Origin of the sequence: Streptomyces populi, assembly GCF_002911015.1 — a bacterium.
Classification (GTDB): Bacteria; Actinomycetota; Actinomycetes; order Streptomycetales; family Streptomycetaceae; genus Streptomyces; species Streptomyces populi.
Window position 1 is genome coordinate 1 of record NZ_KZ626914.1, and the last position, 19,116, is coordinate 19,116.

General features: G+C 72.0%; 18 protein-coding genes. 12 read left to right on the forward strand and 6 right to left on the reverse strand.

Annotated features, from left to right (window positions below):
- A partial coding sequence (locus tag CW362_RS29600) for a tetratricopeptide repeat protein (protein ID WP_240658103.1) occupies nt 1–2,866 on the forward strand: 2,866 nt, incomplete at its 5' end.
- Nucleotides 2,867–3,178: 312 nt separating this feature from the next.
- Here the strand turns inward: CW362_RS29600 and CW362_RS29605 are convergent.
- Both CW362_RS29605 and CW362_RS29610 read right to left on the reverse strand, forming a co-directional pair.
- Nucleotides 3,179–4,867, reverse strand: a complete 1,689-nt coding sequence (locus tag CW362_RS29605) for a bifunctional 3'-5' exonuclease/DNA polymerase (RefSeq protein WP_103552676.1) — start codon at nt 4,865–4,867, stop codon at nt 3,179–3,181.
- Between the two features lie 77 nt (nt 4,868–4,944).
- On the reverse strand, nt 4,945–5,682 hold the full coding sequence (locus CW362_RS29610) for a Clp protease N-terminal domain-containing protein (protein ID WP_103552677.1): 738 nt from the start codon (nt 5,680–5,682) through the stop codon (nt 4,945–4,947).
- Between the two features lie 312 nt (nt 5,683–5,994).
- Between CW362_RS29610 and CW362_RS29615 the strand changes: the two genes are divergently transcribed.
- Complete coding sequence (locus CW362_RS29615; protein ID WP_103552678.1) at nt 5,995–7,122, forward strand: DUF2786 domain-containing protein; 1,128 nt, start codon at nt 5,995–5,997, stop codon at nt 7,120–7,122.
- 73 nt (nt 7,123–7,195) lie between these two features.
- On the opposite strand, the gene CW362_RS29620 is transcribed toward CW362_RS29615, so the two are convergent.
- A complete protein-coding gene (locus CW362_RS29620; protein ID WP_103552679.1) occupies nt 7,196–7,750 on the reverse strand; it encodes a DUF4232 domain-containing protein in 555 nt (184 codons plus the stop codon).
- A 224-nt stretch (nt 7,751–7,974) separates the two neighbouring features.
- The gene (locus CW362_RS29625) at nt 7,975–8,481 is read right to left on the reverse strand and encodes a hypothetical protein (protein ID WP_103552680.1); all 507 of its coding nucleotides are present in this window, start codon (nt 8,479–8,481) and stop codon (nt 7,975–7,977) included.
- Nucleotides 8,482–8,760: 279 nt separating this feature from the next.
- Here CW362_RS29625 and CW362_RS29630 point away from each other — a divergent pair, with 279 nt between their 5' ends.
- The 4 genes from CW362_RS29630 (at nt 8,761) to CW362_RS29645 (ending at nt 10,652) form a co-directional block, all read left to right on the forward strand.
- The gene (locus tag CW362_RS29630) at nt 8,761–9,147 is read left to right on the forward strand and encodes a VOC family protein (protein WP_103552681.1); all 387 of its coding nucleotides are present in this window, start codon (nt 8,761–8,763) and stop codon (nt 9,145–9,147) included.
- A gap of 113 nt (nt 9,148–9,260) precedes the next feature.
- Nucleotides 9,261–9,620 (forward strand): ArsR/SmtB family transcription factor, encoded by a 360-nt coding sequence (locus tag CW362_RS29635; RefSeq protein ID WP_103552682.1) that lies wholly within the window; start codon nt 9,261–9,263, stop codon nt 9,618–9,620.
- Nucleotides 9,617–10,162 (forward strand): SRPBCC family protein, encoded by a 546-nt coding sequence (locus CW362_RS29640; RefSeq protein WP_103552683.1) that lies wholly within the window; start codon nt 9,617–9,619, stop codon nt 10,160–10,162. Before CW362_RS29635 ends, CW362_RS29640 begins: the two co-directional genes overlap by 4 nt.
- A gap of 205 nt (nt 10,163–10,367) precedes the next feature.
- Nucleotides 10,368–10,652, forward strand: coding sequence for a DUF397 domain-containing protein (locus tag CW362_RS29645; protein WP_103552684.1), 285 nt, complete (start codon nt 10,368–10,370; stop codon nt 10,650–10,652).
- 185 nt (nt 10,653–10,837) lie between these two features.
- Here CW362_RS29645 and CW362_RS29650 read toward each other — a convergent pair whose 3' ends face one another.
- The gene (locus tag CW362_RS29650; RefSeq protein ID WP_162684265.1) at nt 10,838–11,359 is read right to left on the reverse strand and encodes an ATP-binding protein; all 522 of its coding nucleotides are present in this window, start codon (nt 11,357–11,359) and stop codon (nt 10,838–10,840) included.
- A 338-nt stretch (nt 11,360–11,697) separates the two neighbouring features.
- Here CW362_RS29650 and CW362_RS29655 point away from each other — a divergent pair, with 338 nt between their 5' ends.
- From CW362_RS29655 to CW362_RS29680, 6 genes are all read left to right on the forward strand, one after another.
- On the forward strand, nt 11,698–12,522 hold the full coding sequence (locus CW362_RS29655) for a helix-turn-helix domain-containing protein (protein ID WP_103552707.1): 825 nt from the start codon (nt 11,698–11,700) through the stop codon (nt 12,520–12,522).
- A 151-nt stretch (nt 12,523–12,673) separates the two neighbouring features.
- Entirely contained in the window at nt 12,674–14,134 is a 1,461-nt protein-coding gene (locus CW362_RS29660) for an aldehyde dehydrogenase family protein (RefSeq protein ID WP_103552686.1), read from the forward strand.
- A 159-nt stretch (nt 14,135–14,293) separates the two neighbouring features.
- Nucleotides 14,294–14,842 carry a DinB family protein gene (locus CW362_RS29665; protein ID WP_103552687.1) on the forward strand — a complete coding sequence of 183 codons (549 nt, stop codon included), beginning with the start codon at nt 14,294–14,296 and terminating at the stop codon, nt 14,840–14,842.
- A gap of 25 nt (nt 14,843–14,867) precedes the next feature.
- Nucleotides 14,868–15,509 (forward strand): PadR family transcriptional regulator, encoded by a 642-nt coding sequence (locus tag CW362_RS29670; protein WP_103552688.1) that lies wholly within the window; start codon nt 14,868–14,870, stop codon nt 15,507–15,509.
- A 135-nt stretch (nt 15,510–15,644) separates the two neighbouring features.
- On the forward strand, nt 15,645–16,625 hold the full coding sequence (locus CW362_RS29675; protein ID WP_103552689.1) for an ATP-binding cassette domain-containing protein: 981 nt from the start codon (nt 15,645–15,647) through the stop codon (nt 16,623–16,625).
- Between the two features lie 113 nt (nt 16,626–16,738).
- Nucleotides 16,739–17,467, forward strand: coding sequence for an ABC transporter permease (locus CW362_RS29680; RefSeq protein WP_103552708.1), 729 nt, complete (start codon nt 16,739–16,741; stop codon nt 17,465–17,467).
- A 182-nt stretch (nt 17,468–17,649) separates the two neighbouring features.
- Here the strand turns inward: CW362_RS29680 and gad are convergent, their stop codons facing one another.
- Complete coding sequence (gene gad / locus CW362_RS29685; protein ID WP_103552690.1) at nt 17,650–19,056, reverse strand: glutamate decarboxylase; 1,407 nt, start codon at nt 19,054–19,056, stop codon at nt 17,650–17,652.
- Nucleotides 19,057–19,116: the final 60 nt, after the last annotated feature.

Below are 19,116 nucleotides of genomic sequence, written 5' to 3' on the forward strand. Positions count from 1 at the left end.
CTGGAGCGGCGGCGGGATCCCCGGTGGGGGAGTGGACCGGAGGAAGGGCGGCGACCGGCGCAGGAACGCCGGCCGGGACCGGAGCGGTGCCTGGAGCGGCGAGGGTGCCGGGGGCGGCGACGGCGGCGACGGTGGCAGGACCAGGTCCGACGACGGGGACCGGGCCGGGGACGGCGGTTGGAGCGCCGGCCGGGTCTGGAGCGACGACCGGAACGGGAGCGGCGGCCGCGACGGGAGCGATGGGAGCGGCGGCCGCGACGGGAGCGATGGCCGGGACGGCGGTGCCGACCAGGGCGGAAACGTCGGTCGGGGCGGGAACGTCGGTCCCGACGGTGACGGCGGGGCGGAGGAGCCGGCGGACGGCGCCGCCCGCGGTGGACAGGAGATCGCCTCCCCGCCCCGGCCTGCCCAACTTCCGCCGCCCCCGGCCCACTTCACCGGACGCGAGGACGTCCGCGACCGACTGTTCCAGCTCCTGGACCCGGAACGCTCCGTGCGCCTCCCGCGCCCGGAGGAAGAGGCGTACCCGGACGCCGACGCCGACGGCCGGGCATCCGCACATGCGTCCGCCGGTGCGTCCGGAGACGGGCCCGGTGGCGCGACGACCGCCGGGGAGCCCGAGGGGGCGCGGAGGGACGCGCGCGGCCGGTCCTCCGCCGGGGACTTCGCCACCGGGATGCCCCGCGTCGCGGTGATCAGCGGAATGGCGGGCGTCGGCAAGAGCGCGCTCGCGCTGCATGTGGCGCACGGGCTGAGGGAACGATTCACCGACGGCCAGCTGTACATCAACCTGCACGGCGCCACCCCTGGCATGACCCCGCTCACCGCCGGTCAGGCGCTCGCCGCGCTCCTGCGCGACCTGGGGACCGAACCCCGCCGCATCCCCGAACACCCCGACGCGGCGGCGGCGTTGCTCCGGTCGATGCTCGCGCCCACCCGCACCCTCATGGTGCTGGACGACGCGGCGCACGCCGCCCAGGTCCGGCCGCTGCTGCCGGCCGGCGCGGGCTGCGCGGTGATCGTGACGAGCCGCTCGCCGCTCACCGTCCTGGACGGAGCCGACCGTTTCCCGCTCGCGCCGCTGACGGACGAGGACAGCGCGGCCCTGCTCCGCGCGGTCTCCGGCCGCCGGGACGGACTCGACGGCGGTCACCCCCTGGTCGAACTCACCGGCCGGCTACCGCTCGCCCTTCGGGTCGTCGCGGCCCGCCTCGCTGCCCGCCGCGCCCTGACCCCCGATGTTCTCGCCGGTCAACTGGCCGCAACGGAAGGGCGGTTGCACCATCTGGAGTACGACGACCTGAGCGTGCGCCGCTCGCTGGCCGTCGCGCACGACGCGCTGCGCGCCTCCGAGCGCGAGGCCGACCGGGACGCGGCGCTCGCCCTGTGCCGTATCGGCGCGCTCGACCTGCCCGCCTACGGAGCCGCCCTCGTCGCCCACCTCACCGGCACCGACGAACGCCGCGCCGAGGCCGCGCTCGACCGCCTCGTCGACGTCGCCCTCCTGGAGGAGACCGCCTACGGGCGGTACGCGCCGCACGACCTCGTGCGGGATTTCGCCCGGGAGATCGCGGGCGCGGCGGAGTGCGTCCTCGCGACGGCGGGCACGGGCGCCGGTGCGGCCGCCGGGTACGCCGGGGCCGTCCCCGTGGGCGAGGCTGCTCCCGTGGGTGAGACCGTCGCTGTCCTCGGTGGTGCCGGTCCGGTCCTTCCGGGAGGTGTCGGCGGTGCCGTGCCTCCCGGTCGTGACGCGGCCGTCGCCGAGCGGGCCCTGCGCTGGTACGCCGGTGTCGCGGCCCGCTCCCTGGAGGCGATCCTCGAACCCGGTCTCGACAAGGAGGACCGCATCAGGCCGACCACCTCGCAGCCGGCCGGGCACGCGGCGGACGCGGCGGCCACGCCCCCGTTCCGTTCCGGGCGGGAGGCCTTCGCCTGGGGCGACACGGAACTGGCGAACGTCGTCGCGCTGGCGGAGCGGTACGCGCACAGCTCGCCGTACTTTCCCCTGCTGGCCCGCATGCTCAACCCGTACGTCCAGCGCAGTGGCCGCGTGGCCGAGTTGGAGGTCCTCCAGCGGGCCGCGCTCACGGCGGCGCGGCTGCTCGGCGACGAGGCCGCGGAGGCGTACGCGCTCGGCGACCTCGGAGGCCTGCACTTCATGACGGGCCGGGTGGGTGAGGCCCTCACCCTGAACGACGAGGCGCTCGCGATCTGGCGCCGCCTCGGGGCGCGTTCCTGTCTGCGGCGGGCCCTGAACAACCGGGGCATGCTCCTCGAATCCCTCGGCCGTCATGCCGAGTCCAGTGAGGCGCTGCTCCAGAGCCTGGAGTTCTCGCGGGAGTTGGGCGACCCGCACATGGAGGCCATCACCTACAGCCACCTCGGCAACCTGTACGAGCACACCGACCCGCGGGCCGCCATCGATCACCACAAGCGCAGTCTCGCCATCGGTGACGCCGTGCAGGACGTGATCATCCGGCACTCCGCGCACTGCAACATCGGCTACGCCCATCTCACGCTCGGCGAACCGGCCGCCGCCGTACCGCACTTCGAGGAGAGCCTGCGCATCCTGGGCGGCCACGGCGACTGGCACGGCGAGTCACAGACCAGGCTGGGCCTGGTGCGGGCCCTGCGCGGTGTCGGCCACTGGGAACGGGCCGCGCGCGAGTGCGATCTGCTGCGGTGCCGCGCCGACCGTCGCGCCGACCGCTACACCGGAGGCCTGGCCCGTCATCAGAGCGGCCTGCTGCTGCGGGAACGCGGCGACGTCGAAGCGGCCCACCGGGAGTGGGCGTCGGCGCTGGAGGCCCTGGAGGAGACGGACAGCCCGGTGGTGGGCGAACTGCGGAAGCTGCTGACACGGTGATCGCCGGGGCGGCGAACCGGGAAGGCCGCCGGGGCGATGGGCCGCTGGTGACGGGCGGAGCGGGAATCTGCCGGCGTGGCGAACGCCGGGGACGGCGAACCGGGAACACCGCCGGGGCGATGGGCCGCCGGGAGCAGCGAGCTGCGGAAGCTGCCGGGGGCGGGCGAACCGCGGAAGCTGCCGGGGGCGGGCGAACCGCGGAAGCCGCGGTGCGACGGGTCGCCTGGTGCCGGGCGGGCAGCGGAAGCCGTCAGCGTGGCGGACTGACCGGTGACGGGCGGAGGCCAAGGCCGCTTCGGCCCGGGGAGCACCTCATTTGGCGTCCGCGTAGCACCGTACGACCGCCGTCGTGAAGGGGAAGCGCACCGGTGTCCGCCCGAAGGTGAGGCGGCCCGCGAGTTCGGCCGCGTCGCGGATGGCGGCCACCACGGTGTCGGCCTCCTCGGCGGGGCAGTGCACGATCACCTCGTCGTGCTGGAAGAAGACCAGCTCGGCGGCGAGGTCGGAGCAGGTGCGGCGCAGTGCCGCCAGCATCAGCAGGGCCCAGTCGGCGGCACTGCCCTGGACGACGAAGTTGCGGGCGAACCGGCCGCGGGCGCGGGAGTCGGAGGACGAGTGGCCCGGCACCCAGCCCTGGTCGGCGGCGTCGGCGGGGTCGTCCTGCGGGATGCCCGCCTCCTCCCCGCCGCCCTCGCCCGCCCCGGCCGCCGGAGGGCAGGTCCGCCCCAGCCAGGTCCGCACGAGACGCCCCTCCTCTCCCGCGCGGGCCGCGTCGTCGACATAGGCCACCGCCTTGGGGAAACGGCGGCGGAGCAGGGCGAGGTTCTTCAGTCCGTCGCCGGACGTCTGGCCGTAGACGGCGCCGAGCACGGCGAGCTTGGCCTGCGCCCGGTCGCCGGAGAAGGCCTGGTCCGACACCGACTGGTAGAGGTCGCTCTCCCGGCCCGCGACCTCCATGAGACCGGGATCGCGGGAGACGGCCGCGAGGACGCGCGGTTCCATCTGGGAGGCGTCGGCGACGACCAGCCGCCAGCCGGGGTCGGCGACGACGGCGCGCCGAATCACCTTGGGGATCTGGAGCGCGCCACCGCCGTTCGTCACCCAGCGTCCGGTGACGGTCCCGCCCGGCAGGTACTCGGGCCGGAACCGCCCGTCACGCACCCAGTCCTGGAGCCAGGACCAGCCGTGGGCGACCCAGATGCGGTACAGCTTCTTGTACTCGAGCAGCGGTTTCACGGCCGGGTGGTCGATCGACTCGATCTCCCACCGCCGGGTGGACCTGACCTTGATCCCGGCCTGCGCGAACGCCTTGACGACGTCGGCCGGCAGGTCGGGTCTGACCCGCCGCCCGAACGCGGCGGACACCTCCTCGGTGAGCTCGGCCAGGCGCCGGGGCTCACCGCCCCCGGCGTACCGCTCGCCGAGCAGTTCGTGCAGCACGTCCCGGTGGACGTCCGCGCTCCACGGCAGCCCCGCCCGGTTCATCTCGGCGGCGACCAGCATCCCCGCGGACTCGGCGGCCGTCAGCAGCCGCATCCGTTCCGGGTGCGCGGTCGCGTCATGGCGGCGTTGCTGGTCGGCGTAGACCGTGAGGAGATCCGTCAGCGGCACGTGCACCGGGCGGGGTTCGAAGAGGGAGGACTGCGAACCGGGCTCGGCGGCACGCTGCGGCGGGTCCGGCGGCACGGGGCCGCCGCGCAGTCTCGCCAGCGCGGCGGCCGCCGACCGGGGCTCGCCGAGCCGCCCCTCGTGTCCGAGCAACAGGGTCTCGGCGGCCTCCATGTCGTAGCACCGCTCCACTCGCACCCCCGTGGCGAGCAGTCTCGGATAGACATCGGCCGTCGACCGCCACACCCACCGGCTCACGTCCGGCCGGGTCCGTACGGCCTCCGCGAGGTCCGCCTCCCGGCGGACCCCTCCCGTGGGCAGCCCGTCCGGGCCGAGGGCGGCGATCTCCACGCCACCGTCCTCGGCCGGAGCGAGAGCCCAGCGCCCGGTCATGATTCCGAGTCTCGCAGGGGGGTCTGACAATGCCCTCCGGCGGCGCGTCCGGCGGCCGCGCCGCCGGACGGGGACTCCTACGCCTGCTTCTCCGCCTTCTCGTTCACGAGTTCCGTGATCATGCGCGCGATGTGGCCCTCGGCCGCCGCCTTGTCGACGCCCGCGCCGCTGAGGACGCCCTCGCCGTTCTCGAACTCCAGCAGGGCGAGCAGGATGTGCTCGGTGCCGACGTAGTTGTGGCCGAGCCGGAGGGCCTCGCGGAAGGTGAGTTCCAGGACCTTCTTGGCGGCCGGTCCGTACGGGACCAGTTCGGGGACCTCGTCGGCGGCCGGCGGGAGCGCGGCGACGGCCGCCTCGCGGACGGTGTCCAGGGAGACCCCCTGCGCGGTGACGGCCCGCGCGCCGATCGAGTCGGGCTCGCCGAGCAGGCCGAGGACGAGGTGCTCGGGCAGCCCCTCGGTCCCGCCCAGTGCCTTGCACTGTTCGTGCGCGACCATGACGGCCTTCCGGGCCCGCTCGGTGTAACGGCCGAACCCCTGGCTCGGGTCGAGGTCCGCCTCCGCCTTCGGCACGAACCGCTTCTGCGCGGCCTGCCGGGTGACGCCCATGCTCCTGCCGATGTCCGTCCAGGACGCTCCCGAACGCCGGGCCTGGTCCACGAAGTGTCCGATCAGGTGGTCGGCCACGTCACCCAGGTGGTCCGCCGCGATCACCGCGTCCTGGAGCTGGTCGAGCGCGTCGCTGTGGGTCTTCTTGATCGCCTCGATGAGGTCGTCGAGACGCACGGATGCCTTGCCGGGGGAGTTCGTCGTCATGTGTCAACGGTAGGTTGACAGTCCAAGGGTGTCAACCCGGAGTTGACAGTCGGCGCTCGTCGTCGTGCGGGGCGTCGGCGGGGCGCCCGGCATCCTTGAGGCGAGGGCGAGGGCGAGGGCGAGGGCGAGGGCGAGGGCGGGCCCGTGGTCCGGCCCGAGGGCGAGGGCGGCAGGGCGGTAGGGCGAGGGCGGCAGGGTGTCCGGCGTCCCGGATCCGGAGGGCGGGGCACTGTCCACAGGGTGTGGACGGGGCGAGGGCTTCCGCACCGGCCGCGCGCCGGCCCTCCGGTCCGCCCGTGACACGATCGGGGGATGAGTACGTCCAGCACCGTGGAGCGCGCCTTCGCGGCCGCCCTCTACTCCGACTCCGACACGGCCCTCGACACCGGAGCCTCCCTGCTCGCCGCCGACCCGGCCTCCGACGCCGAACTCGCGCGGCGCGGCGAGGAGTTCGTCGCGGCGGCCTGGCGGCGCGGCTGGCAGCCCGCCGATGTCGTACGGATCGCGCGCCGCGACCTGGAGGACGTGCACGTACGCCTGCTGATCTCGTCGATCCTCGACGAGCACAAGGGCGACCGCGCGTCCCGGGGCGCGCGCTGGGCCGCCCAGCTCGACGAACTGGAGGCGGAACCCCACGACCTGCGGGCCGACCGCTTCTCACGCGCCACCGCGGCCCTGGAGCTCTGCCGCCTGCTCCTGCGCCTGCCCTCCATCGAGCCGCTGGACCCGCCCGCGGCGCCGGTCACGGCCGTCGCCCCGCAGGAGACGCGCATGCTCACCCGCATCCGCGCCCTGCTCGCGAAGGCGGAGGCGACCGGGTTCCCGGAGGAGGCGGAGGCGCTCAGCGCCAAGGCCCAGGAGCTGATGGCGCGGCACAGCATCGACGAGGCGCTGCTCGCGGCCCGGAGTCGTGCGAAGGACGCGCCCGGCGCCTGCCGCATCGGTGTCGAGCCGCCGTACGAGACGGCCAAGGCGGTGCTCCTGGACGCGGTCGCGGGGGCGAACCGCTGCCGGGCCGTGTGGAACGAGGCCCTCTGCTTCTCGACCGTCGTCGGCTTCGAACCCGACCTGGAAGCGGTCGAACTGCTCTACACCTCGCTCCTCGTGCAGGCCACGGCGGCGATGGCGAAGGCGGAGGCGGCGCAGCGGGCGGGCGGGCGCAAGCGCACGAAGACCTTCCGGCAGTCGTTCCTGGCCGCGTACGCGCACCGGATCGGCGATCGGCTCGCGTCGGTCGCCGAGGGCCAGGTGAGAGCCACGGAAGGAGAGCTGCTGCCGGTTCTGGCGGCCCGTGACGTGGCGGTCGCGGACCACCTGGACCGGATGTTCCCGGAAACGGTGACGACCCGGATGCGCGGGATCACCGACGAGGCCGGATGGCACGAGGGCGCCGCGGCGGCGGACCGGGCGCAGGTCCGGGGCGGGCGCCCTCTTCCCTAGGGCCGCGGTCGCCGCCTGAGCGCCCGCTCCGGCGGGGCCGGGGGTCCCGGCTCCCGCGGGACCGCGGCGCTCGTCAGTCGCCCGCGTGCTGGAACGGCGTCACGGAGACGTTCGGCTCGCTCGCCGATCCCTTGCCCGCGACCGGACCGTACGACCAGGGGAAGCTCTGCGCGGTGTCGGCGCCGGGCAGGGCGATCTTCAGCGTCTTCACGGCGAGGGTCTTCGCGTCGCCCTCCGCGCCCCGTACGTAGGTGATGGTGAAGGACGCGGTGTCGCCCTCGGCGAGGGTCAGCTCCTCCGGCGCCGCGGACTCGTCCGCCGGGATCTTCGCGGAGGTGCCGCCCGCCTCCACGGAGAGTCCGGGGAAGCCCTTCAGGGTGCACCGGTCGCCCTTGTTGGTGAGGGTGACCGGGATGTTGCCCGTGTCCCCGGCGGCCGTGGCGGCGTTCGCGGGGCCGACCTGGAACCCGGTGTCACCGATCGCACAGGCCGCGACGGCGGCCTTCTTCGCCGAGCCGGCCGTGTCACCGGATTTCCCGGGACTGCCGGAGTCGCCGGAGCCGCCGTCGCAGGAGGTCAGGGCGAGGGCCGCCGCGAGGACGGTGACGGCGATGGGCAGAGCGCGCATGGGTTCCCCTGGGAGTCGTGACGATGTGCATGGATCATCACGCACACCGGTCCACCGGGGTCGCGCGCCCCTGGCCGTTCACCCGCACGGGGCCGATATCGCCTGATATTGTCCGCAGCCCCTCCCGTCCTGTCGCAGGATTGCTCCAGCACTGCTGGAGCACTGCTGGAGCGCTGCCGGAGCAGAGACGGAGCGGACCGCGCGATCTCGCGGGGGCGTGCCGCTCAGGAGCCCAGGCTCGCCGTGGGCAGCCCCGTGGGCAGCTTCCCGCCCTCGCTCTTGGTGTACGTCTCCTTGCCGAGGCCACCCTCCCAGGTGATCTTCAGCGTCGTACCGCTGACGGAGTCGACCATGCCGACGGCGCGCTTCTTGCTGCCGTCCGTGCAGACGAGCCGGATCATCTGCATGCCCGCCTCGTCGGAGGAGGTGCCGCTGCACACGGTGCCGCCCGTCGCGAAGAGGCCCGCCTGCTTGCCGTTGACCATGAGCACCACGGCCTTGCCGCCCGCGGTGGTGAGCCAGCTGCCCTGGAGCTTGCCGCCCGCCGCGGACGTGGCGCCGGAGCCGCCGCCCGTGCCGGCGCCGTCCGTGGCGGACGCGCTCGGGCTCGCCGACGGGTCGCCGGAGTCGTCGCTCCCGCTGCTACAGCCGGTCAGCACGAGCGCGGCCGCCAGTCCGGCGGTCGCGGCCGCTGTGCGCGCGTGGCGGGACGGGAAGGTCGCCGTGGTCACTGAAGCCCCCAAGGGTGGGATGGATGCGGGTCGCCCGAACGATCGCAGCAAGCTATCAGGAGGGCCGCGGGACCCCTCGCGGGAATCCGGCGTGCGGTCGTTCGCGGACGGACGGACGGACGGACGGACGGACGGACGGACGGGCAGGCAGGCAGGCGAGCGGACGGGCAGGCGGGCGGACAGGTGGGCGGGCGAGCGGGCAGGCCAGGGTCGGGCACCTATAGGTAGGAGATTCCCTACGGTTGACGCGTAGGGAATCTCCTACCTATTCTCCTCGTCATGAACATCACCCACGCCTCCTTCGTCACGCTTCCCGTCGCCGACCAGGACCGGGCCCTTCGCTTCTACCGGGACGTCCTCGGGTTCGAGGTCACCGCGGACCTGGACATGCCGCCCGGCCGGTGGCTCCAGGTGGCGCCCGGAGGGGCGCAGACCGTCTTCACCCTCTCGGGCCCGGGGATGGGGGGTTTCACGCCCGGCGAGGCCCGGGGGATCATGTTGGTGACGACCGACGTCGACGCCGACTGCGCGCGGCTCGCCGCCGCGGGTGTCGCGGTGGAGGGTCCCGACGATCTTCCCTGGGGCCGCATGGCCTCGTTCCGCGACCTCGACGGCAACGGTCTGATGCTGATCACGGAGAGGGCCCTGGAGTCGGCCCCGCAGTAGGAGCGAAGGGTGCTGAGCGTGCCATGACGGGGACCGGGGCAGGACCGGAGGCCGCAGCCGGAGTGCGTGCCGGAGCCGGATCTTCCTCCGGTGGCCCCGCCGGGGCGTCCGCCGTGGCCGGCGTTTCCGCCGAAGCCCCCGCGGCCCACGAGGACCGGCTCTTCGCCGCGCTCGCCAACGCCACCCGCCGTGAGGTGCTCCGGCTGCTGCGCGAGCGGGGGCCCCAGCCCGTTCAGGCGCTGGCCGACCACTTCGCCATGCGGCGCCCCAGCCTCTCGGAACACCTCAAGGTGCTCCGAGAGGCCGGCCTCGTGTCCGAGGAGCGCGCGGGCCGGCAGCGCATCTACCGCCTGGAGGCGGCCCCGCTCGCCGACGTCCAGGACTGGCTCCATCCGTACGAGCGGTTCTGGCGCGACAGGCTGAAGGGCCTCGGCGACCTCCTGGACCGCATGCCCGACGATGCCGAGACATGAATTCCGATCCGCAGGACGCGAACCCCGATCCGCAGGACGCGAACCCCGATCCACGGGGCGCGAACCCCGGCCCGGGAAGTCCGGTCCCCGCTTCCGACGGGGACCTCACCACCATCCGCGTCGCCCAGTTCCTGCCGCATCCGCCCGCCAAGGTCTGGCGTGCGCTCACCGAGCCCGAACTGCTCGCGCAGTGGCAGATGCCGGGGTCAGAGGACTTCCGGCTCGAGGTCGGTCACCGGTACACGCTGACCGCGGTCCCGCGCCCCAACGCGAACTTCTCCGGCATCGTCGACGTGCGTGTTCTCGCCTACGAGCCGGAGCGGATGCTGAGCGTCCGGTGGGCCGACGCGAACGCGCCGCGGTCTGCGGACTGGACCATTACCTGGAGGCTGGAACAGGAAGGGCGCGGTACGCGTCTCTTCCTAGTACACGAGGGATTCGATCCGGACGATCCCACACAGATGATGGCGCGGAAGATCATGGACGGGGGCTGGAGGTCGCATGTGATGCGGTCTCTGGGGAATGCGCTGGACCGGATGTAGTGCGTACCGCATTCCGGTGAGCCGCAGGACGTAGTCGGACGGACGACAGCCGGTAGTCAAGGGCCGGTAAAAGCTGTAACCGCAGGACCACCCCGCGTGCACGTGCATCTGCCCATGCATCTGCACATGAACAGAGCTATGATCCGAGTCAGTTGACTACTGCATCTATGGCCACCTCAGCCACTGCACGACCGGGGAGTGACCTGTGGACCACGACGTGTTCGACGTGGATGACGTGTACAACGGTATGGCTGAATTTGTGTACAACGGCATGGCTGCGACCGAGCTCGACGGCGTCGCCTGGCAGAAGAGCCGGCACAGCAACTCACAGGGTTCCTGCGTGGAGTTCGCGCGGCTGCCCGGCGGTGACGTGGCCGTGCGGAACTCGCGGTTCCCCGAGGGGCCCGCGCTCGTCTACACGCGCGCCGAGATCGAGGCCATGCTCCTGGGTATCAAGGACGGCGAGTTCGATCATCTGATCGCGGGCTGACGGCCGTGATCGTCAACCGTCCCGAACCGGCCGGTCACGGAAGGGCCGGTCGCGGAAGGACCGGTCACGGAAGAGCCCGTCGCGCAAGGACCGGCCGCGGGGCGGACGGTGCCGATCTGGGGTGAACTTCACCCAGCGTTCCGTAACGCGCGTAGAACCGCGGCGCCAAAAGGCGCCGCGGTTCGTCATTCGGGGGAGAGCGCGGCCGTCTCCGGCTGCGGTCCCAGCCGGAACAGCGCCCACACGACCTTGCCGCTGAGCGTTCCGGCGAGCGGGTGCCAGCCCCAGCTGTCCGAGAACGAGTCGACCAGGAAGAGGCCGCGTCCCGACTCCGCCGAGAAGTCCTCCGAGTCGCCGGCGACCGGACTGTCGTGGCTGGGGTCGCGCACCGCGCACACCAGGCGCGAGGTCCACCTCATCAAGTGCAGCCTCACGGGCGGCCCTTGGTCGTCCTTGCGGGGGATGTCCGAGGGCAGTGCGTGCCGCAGGGCGTTGGTGACGAGTTCGGAGACCACCAGACAGACGTCGTCGAAACGGTCGCCGATCTCCCACTGGTCCAATGTCGCGCGGGTGAACCGCCGGGCCTCGCGCACCGCTTCGTAGCGGGCGGGCAGGGCGCACGAGGCGGCGCCGGACACGGCCGCGGGATCGAGAGGCGGAAGTCCCTGCCGTAAGGGTTCGAGCATGGTCGATCCATTCGTCCCCATGCGAGGCACTCCCGGGTGTTCGCGGTCGTTGCGATGCAGCGGTGGCGCGGGGACCATGGTTCCGAATGCGTACAGCAGATGCAAGGGCAGATGCACGTGCACGCGCCCGAATTGGACCTTCCTCTGCTACTTCTTGCTCATTTCTTCCTTCACCTTATTCTCAGTTGTTGACGATCCACTGATCCTTTCCTGTGTTCCGGCTTTGGCCGCTTTCCGTTTCCGTAACTGAACGAGTACTGCTTGAAGTGTTTTAGTGGCAGACTGCGGCGTCTGGAAGACGGTTGGGGAGGCTGACGAACGTGAGCGCTGGTGAGTCGAGCGGCTCGGTGGTGCGGCGCATGCTGCTGGGGTCACATCTGCGGCGCCTGCGTGAGGCGCGCAGCATCACCCGTGAAGCGGCCGGCTACTCGATCCGTGCCTCCGAATCGAAGATCAGCCGTATGGAGTTGGGAAGGGTGAGCTTCAAGACCCGCGACGTAGAGGACCTGCTGACGCTCTACGGCATCACCGACGAGGCCGAGCGCGCGTCCCTGGTCTCGCTCGCCAAGGAGGCCAACGTCGCGGGCTGGTGGCACAGTTACTCCGACGTCCTGCCCAGCTGGTTCCCCACCTACGTCGGCCTGGAGGGCGCGGCCCACCTGATCCGGGTGTACGAGGTGCAGTTCGTGCACGGCCTGCTGCAGACCGAGGCGTACGCGCACGCCGTCGTCCGGCGCGGGATGAAGGGAGCCTCCGCCGCCGACATCGACCGGCGCGTGGCCCTGCGCCTGGAGCGGCAGAAGTACCTCGTCTCCGAGAACGCCCCCGAGTTCCACATCGTCCTCGACGAGGCCGCGCTGCGCCGCCCGTACGGCGACCGCGAGGTGATGCGCGGACAGCTCCAGCATCTGATCGACGTCTCCGAACGGCCCAACGTACGACTTCAGGTCATGCCGTTCAGCTTCGGAGGCCACTCCGGCGAGAGCGGTTCCTTCACCATCCTGAGCTTCTCCGAGTCCGATCTGTCGGACGTCGTCTACCTGGAGCAGCTCACCAGCGCGCTCTATCTGGACAAGCGCGAGGACGTCAACCAGTACGAGGGCGCGCTCAAGCAGCTGCAGCAGGACAGCCCCGGTCCGGACGAGAGCCGCGATCTGCTGCGGGGGCTGCTCCAGCTCTCCTGAGGGGCGACTCTCCCGGGAACGGTGACGGACTTCTCTGCTCTCCCTCAACTCCCTTGAAACACAAGTACGATGACATGTGATCAGACCGTGATCGGATGTCTGCTGACCCGGGCCAAGGACTGCCTCGGCAGCACAGGGATTGAGGGAGAACATGTCGTCCTACTTCACCGACCTGGCCCAGCAGTACATCGACGGCGAGTGGCGCCCGGGAACGGGTTCCTGGGACATCATCGATTTCAACCCGTACGACGGCGAGAAGCTGGCGTCGATCACGATAGCCACCGTCGATGAGGTCGACGACGCCTACCGCGCCGCCGAACGCGCCCAGAAGGAGTGGGGCGCGACGAACGCGTACGCCCGCCGCGCGGTCTTCGAGAAGGCCCTCGCCGTCATCGACGAGCGCGAGGAGGAGATCACCGAGGTGATCATCGCCGAGCTCGGTGGCACCCGCCTCAAGGCGGCCTTCGAGCTCCACCTCGTCCGGGAGTTCCTGCGCGAGTCGGTCCAGCTCGCGCTGCGTCCCGAGGGGAAGATCATCCCTTCGCCGGTCGACGGCAAGGAGAACCGCCTCTACCGCGTCCCGGTCGGTGTCGTCGGTGTCATCAGCCCCTTCAACTTCCCCTTCCTGCTGTCGGTCAAGTCCGTCGCCCCGGCCCTCGCGCTCGGCAACGGCGTGGTCCTCAAGCCGCACCAGAACACCCCGATCGCCGGCGGTTCCCTGGTCGCGAAGGTCTTCGAGGAGGCGGGGCTGCCCGGCGGTCTCCTCAACGTCGTCATCACCGACATCGCCGAGATCGGCGACGCCTTCATCGAGCACCCGGTCCCGAAGGTCATCTCCTTCACCGGCTCCGACAAGGTCGGCCGGCACGTCGCCACGGTCTGCGCCGCGAACTTCAAGCGCTCGGTGCTCGAACTGGGCGGCAACAGCGCCCTGGTGGTCCTGGACGACGCGGACGTCGACTACGCGGTCGACGCTGCGGTCTTCAGCCGTTTCGTGCACCAGGGGCAGGTCTGCATGGCCGCCAACCGGGTCCTCGTGGACCGGTCGGTCCAGGCCGAGTTCACCGAGAAGTTCGTCGCCAAGGTCAGGACGCTGAAGACCGGTGACCCGAGGGACCCGCAGACGGTCATCGGCCCGGTCATCAACTCCTCCCAGGCGGACGCGCTGTCGGGCGTCGTCGAGCAGGCGATCGCCGAGGGCGCCACCGCCCTGCTGCGCGGCACGGCCACGGACAACCTGGTCGAGCCCTCCGTCCTGACCGGCGTCCCCGCCGGCTCGGACCTGCTGCGCCAGGAGGTCTTCGGCCCGGTCGTCTTCCTCGTCCCGTTCGACGGGGAGGCGGAGGCCGTCGAGATCGTCAACGACACCCCGTACGGTCTCTCGGGCGCCGTCCACACGGGCGACATCGAGCGCGGGGTGAACTTCGCCAAGCAGATCGACACCGGCATGTTCCACGTCAACGACGGCACCGTCCACGACGAGCCCCTCGTCCCCTTCGGCGGCGAGAAGCACTCCGGCATCGGCCGCCTGAACGGCGAGACGACGGTCGACTCCTTCACCACCACCAAGTGGATCTCGGTGCAGCACGGACGGAGCCGCTTCCCCTTCTGAGGACGTTCCGAGACGTTCCGAGGACGTTGCCCAGAGCGTCCCGAGGACGCCTTCACGTGACCGTTCAGCGCGCCCGGACCCTTGCGGACAGAACCTGACCGCAAGGGTCCGTAGCGTCTTCCTCGTCAGCCAGGAGGACCCGACGGAAGGCGGCCGGTCATGGTCACGCACGTGCGAGCGGAAGAGCAGGGCGACGAGCGCGGGGCGCTGCTCGCCTTCATCGAGGAGCAGCGCGGCGGCATCCGCCGGTCGCTGCTCGGACTGACCGAGGAGCAGGCGGCGAGCCGGCCGAGCGCCAGTGAGCTCTCCCTGTCCGGGCTGCTCAAGCATGTCGCGGAGGTCGAGCAGGGCTGGATCGCGCGGGCCAAGGGCGAGCCGCCCGCCGTGAAGCGGGACGAGTCGAACTGGCACGAGTGCTTCGTCCTCGCCGAGGGCGAGACGGTCGCCTCGCAGCTCGCCCACTGGGAGAAGGTGGCCGCCGAGACGGAGGCCTTCCTGCGCTCGGTGCCGAGCCTGGACGACACCTTCGCCCTTCCGAACGACCCCTGGTTCCCGCCCGAGGGCCGTGTCTCGATGCGCTGGCTGGCGCTCCACCTGATCCGCGAGACGGCCCGGCACGCCGGTCACGCCGACATCATCCGCGAGTCCCTGGACGGGAAGACGGCCTTCGAACTGGTCGCGCAGGAGCAGGGCTCCTCCTGGGGCTGAGCGGGACACCCCTAGGCTGAGCGGTATGTCAGCGATCCGTCTCCTCGTGCTCGGCGCGGTGCGCCAGCACGGGCGGGCCCACGGCTACCAGGTGCGCAACGACCTGGAGTACTGGGGCGCACACGAGTGGTCCAACGCCAAACCCGGCTCGATCTACCACGCGCTCAAGCAGATGGCCAAGCAGGGACTGCTGCACGCCCACGAGATCGCGCCCTCCACGGCCGGCGGACCGCCGCGCACCGAGTACGAGATCACGGCCGCCGGGACCGAGGAGTATCTGGCGCTGCTGCGTGAGTCGCTGACCTCGTACGACCAGAAGATGGACGTCCGCTCGGCGGGCATCGGCTTCATCGTCGACCTGCCGAGAGGCGAGGCGGTGGCGCTCCTGGAGGAGCGGATCCGCGGGATCGAGCAGTGGCGGGCGTCCGTCACCGAGCACTACGTGCCGGAGGACGGCCCCGCCCAGCTCGGCCACATCGGCGAGATCATGGACCTCTGGGTCCACTCCGCCGACGCCGACGCGGCGTGGACCCGCGGCCTGATCGCCCGGATCGAGGGCGGCGCCTACACCTTCGCAGGGGAGGGCGAGCCGTTCGTCGGGGTCCTCCGGGACGGCCAGGAGAACCCCTACGCGACGGGGGAGCGGCACCCGCAGGACGCGCGCTGACCGCGCCGGCCTTCCCACTCATCAAGTTTGACTAATTCCGGGGCCCGGCTTACCCTCCATCGTCATGCCAGTAGTCAAGTTTGATTACTGGCCCTGGCGACCGGCCCGGGAGCGGGCCGGAACGGAGGGAGCGCGATGACCGGGGCGATCGTCGTCGAAGGCGTACGCAAGCGGTACGGGGACAGGCACGCGCTGGACGGACTGGACCTGCTGGTCGGGCGCGGCACGGTGCACGCGGTGCTCGGCCCCAACGGCGCGGGCAAGACGACCCTGGTCCGGGTCCTGTCGACGCTGCTGCGGCCGGACGCCGGCCGGGTGGAGGTCGCGGGGCACGACGTGGTGCGCGAGGCCCGCCGGGTGCGCTCGCGCATCGGTCTGCTCGGCCAGCACGCCGCGCTCGACGAGGAGCTCGGCGGCCGGCAGAACCTGGAGATGTTCGGGCGCCTCCACCACCTGGGCGCCCGCGGGGCACGGGTGCGGGCCGACGAGCTCCTGGAGCGCTTCGGCCTCGCCGACACCGGCCGCAAGGCGGTCCGCGCGTACAGCGGCGGCATGCGGCGGCGCCTGGACCTGGCCGCGTCGCTCATCACCGAACCCGAGGTCCTGTTCCTGGACGAGCCGACGACCGGACTCGACCCGCGCGGCCGGGCGGAGGTGTGGGCGGCGGTGCGCTCGCTGGTCGGCAGCGGCACGACGGTGCTGCTCACCACCCAGTACCTGGAGGAGGCGGACCAGCTCGCCGACCGCATCTCGGTCGTCGACCGCGGACGGGTCATCGCGGACGGCACGGCCGACGAACTGAAGTCCCGGACGGGCGGCGACCGCATCGACGTGGTGCTGCGCGACGCGGGCCTGCTGGGCGCCGCCGTGGCCCTGCTGCCGTTCGCGGGGGACGGGGTCTCGGTCGAGGCCGACCGCCGGCTGCTCAGCGCTCCGGTCACCGACCGCATGGCGGCCCTCGCCGCGGTCGTACGCGTTCTGGAGGAGGCCGGGATCGAGGCGGAGGACATCGCGCTGCGGCGTCCGACGCTGGACGAGGTGTTCCTGCACCTCACCGGGGGCGAGGCGCGAGCGCACCTCGCCGGGGACGAGCGGCGAGCCGAGGAGGCCGTGTGAGCACGACGTACGACACCGTCCACGCAGGGGACCGGGGAACGCGGTGGCCGGGGGAACCCGGTGGGCCGCGCGAACTCCGCGCGGGAACCCGCCTGTTCTCCGACTGCTGGACCATGACCCGCCGCGAGTTCGCCCGCTGGGCACGGCAGCCCGTCCAGGCGGTGGTCGGCCTGGTCTTCCCCGTGATGCTGCTCCTGATGTTCGGCTATCTGGTCGGCGGCGGCCGGGGCGTCGAGGGCGACTACGTCGACTACCTGGTGCCGGGCATGCTCGCCCTGACCATGACGTTCGGCCTGGAGGGCACGATGCTGGCCGTCACCCAGGACCTCGGCAAGGGCGTGATCGACCGCTTCCGCTCCCTGCCGATGGCCAACGGCGCCGTCCTGATGGGCCGTTCGGCCGCCGACATGTTCCAGTCGGCGGTGGGCCTGGCCGTGCTGACCGGGGTCGGGTACGCCCTCGGCTGGCGCGCCGACAGCACCCCCGGCGCGTTCCTCGGGGCGATGGGACTGCTCCTGCTCCTCCGTTTCGCCATGCTGTGGATCGGCATCCATCTGGCGATGGTGGCCGGGAAGCCGGAGCTGGTGCAGGCCGTGCAGATCCTGGTCTGGCCCGTCGGCTTCCTGTCCAACGTCTTCGCCGCCCCCGACTCCATGCCCGGCTGGCTGGGCACGGCGGTCGAGTGGAACCCCATGTCACAGACCGCGACGGCCGTCCGTGACCTGCTCGGCGGACCGGGCGGGGAGCCGGGCCACGTCGCCGCGGCGGTCCTGTGGCCGCTGGCCCTGCTCGCGGTCTTCTTCCCGCTGGCGGTACGGCGATTCGCCCGCCTGAGCCGCTGAACCGGCGGAGCGCCCCCGGGTGAGGCCGCTTCGGAGGCCGGGGCGTTCCGGACCCGGGGCCGCCTGCCTGGCTCCCGGGCGGTCCGTCCCGGAGGCGGCCCGGCCTGGAGGAGGTCCGTCCCGGAGGCGGCCCGACCCCTCGCCGGGACCGGCTGCCCCGGGAGGGCGAGCCGGGTGGGCGGTCAGTGGTGGAAGCTCGTGGCCGCATCCTTGTCGTGGGTCAACGGATGCGGCTGGCGGCGCAGTTCGGGCAGCAGCCGGGTCAGGTCCTCGATGAAGAGGTCGGCGAGGTCGGACGAGAAGCCGTTGCGGCAGACCACGCGCAGCACGGACAGGTCCTCGCGGTTCTCGGGGAAGGTGTACGCGGGCAGCAGCCAGCCGCTCTCGCGCATTCTCCGGGACACGTCGAACACGTCGTACGTGGTCACCTCGGGTGCCGTCGTGAAGGCGAACACCGGCAGTTCGTCGCCCCGGGTGATGAGCCGGAAGTCGCCCATGCAGTCGACGCGTTCGGCGAGTGCGCGTGCCACGTCTCTGGTCGTCTGCTGCACGGCGCGGTAGCCCTCCCGGCCCAGCCGCAGGAACGTGTAGTACTGCGCGACGACCTGGGCCCCGGGGCGGGAGAAGTTGAGGGCGAAGGTCGGCATGTCGCCGCCCAGGTAGTTCACCCGGAAGACCAGCTCCTCCGGGAGTTCCTCCGCCGTCCGCCACAGCGCCCAGCCGACGCCCGGGTAGACCAGGCCGTACTTGTGGCCGGAGGTGTTGATCGACGACACCCTGGGCAGCCGGAAGTCCCAGACCAGGTCCTCGTCGATGAAGGGCGCGACCATCGCGCCGGACGCGCCGTCGACGTGGACCGGGATGTCGAGCCCCGTGCGCTCCTGGAGCCGGTCCAGCGCCGCGCACAGCTCCTGGATCGGTTCGTAGGACCCGTCGAAGGTGGAGCCCAGGATGCCGACGACACCGATCGTGTTCTCGTCGCACAGCTCGGCCGCCGCCTCGGGGTCGAGGTGGAACCGGTCGCCCTCCATGGGGATCTGGCGGGCCTCGACCTCCCAGAAGTTGCAGAACTTCTCCCAGCACACCTGGACGTTCACGCCCATGATCAGGTTCGGCCGGGCGCCCGGGTAGCGGTCCGCGTTGCGCTTGGCCCAGCGCCGCTTCAGCGCCATGCCGGCGAGCATGCAGGCCTCGCTCGACCCGGTCGTGGAACAGCCCACCGCGGCCGACGGGTCCGGTGCGTTCCACAGGTCGGCGAGCATCGACACACAGCGCCGCTCCAGTTCGGCCGTGCGGGGGTACTCGTCCTTGTCGATCATGTTCTTGTCCCGGCACTCCGCCATCAGGAGGCCCGCCTGCGGTTCCATCCAGGTGGTGACGAAGGTGGCCAGGTTCAGCCGGGAGTTCCCGTCCAGCATGAGCTCGTCGTGGACGAGCTGGGCCGCGATCGTCGGCGGCAGCGGACCGTCCGGGAGACGGTGCTTGGGCGGAGCCTCGATCATGCCGCTGACCGGGTTGGCCTCGCCGTAGAAGGGGTTGACGCGGTGCGAGTGGGCATCGGGCTTCTGCTGGCCCTGGTGGAGCGGCATGGGCTTTCTCCCAACGGTTCGGCGGGACGGGTGTCCCATTTGTTCATCGGACGAGGGTGC

Excerpts from the sequence above, each read along its gene's own strand:
- CW362_RS29615 (WP_103552678.1), top strand. The coding sequence starts at position 5,995 with ATGAGTACGTCCAGCACCGTGGAGCGCGCCTTCGCGGCCGCCCTCTAC.
- CW362_RS29655 (WP_103552707.1), top strand. The coding sequence starts at position 11,698 with ATGCTGCTGGGGTCACATCTGCGGCGCCTGCGTGAGGCGCGCAGCATC.
- CW362_RS29665 (WP_103552687.1), top strand. The coding sequence starts at position 14,294 with ATGGTCACGCACGTGCGAGCGGAAGAGCAGGGCGACGAGCGCGGGGCG.
- gad (WP_103552690.1), bottom strand. The coding sequence starts at position 19,056 with ATGCCGCTCCACCAGGGCCAGCAGAAGCCCGATGCCCACTCGCACCGC.
- CW362_RS29640 (WP_103552683.1), top strand. The coding sequence starts at position 9,617 with ATGAATTCCGATCCGCAGGACGCGAACCCCGATCCGCAGGACGCGAAC.
- CW362_RS29610 (WP_103552677.1), bottom strand. The coding sequence starts at position 5,682 with ATGACGACGAACTCCCCCGGCAAGGCATCCGTGCGTCTCGACGACCTC.
- CW362_RS29630 (WP_103552681.1), top strand. The coding sequence starts at position 8,761 with ATGAACATCACCCACGCCTCCTTCGTCACGCTTCCCGTCGCCGACCAG.
- CW362_RS29660 (WP_103552686.1), top strand. The coding sequence starts at position 12,674 with ATGTCGTCCTACTTCACCGACCTGGCCCAGCAGTACATCGACGGCGAG.
- CW362_RS29650 (WP_162684265.1), bottom strand. The coding sequence starts at position 11,359 with ATGGGGACGAATGGATCGACCATGCTCGAACCCTTACGGCAGGGACTT.
- CW362_RS29620 (WP_103552679.1), bottom strand. The coding sequence starts at position 7,750 with ATGCGCGCTCTGCCCATCGCCGTCACCGTCCTCGCGGCGGCCCTCGCC.
- CW362_RS29675 (WP_103552689.1), top strand. The coding sequence starts at position 15,645 with ATGACCGGGGCGATCGTCGTCGAAGGCGTACGCAAGCGGTACGGGGAC.
- CW362_RS29605 (WP_103552676.1), bottom strand. The coding sequence starts at position 4,867 with ATGACCGGGCGCTGGGCTCTCGCTCCGGCCGAGGACGGTGGCGTGGAG.
- CW362_RS29670 (WP_103552688.1), top strand. The coding sequence starts at position 14,868 with ATGTCAGCGATCCGTCTCCTCGTGCTCGGCGCGGTGCGCCAGCACGGG.
- CW362_RS29680 (WP_103552708.1), top strand. The coding sequence starts at position 16,739 with ATGACCCGCCGCGAGTTCGCCCGCTGGGCACGGCAGCCCGTCCAGGCG.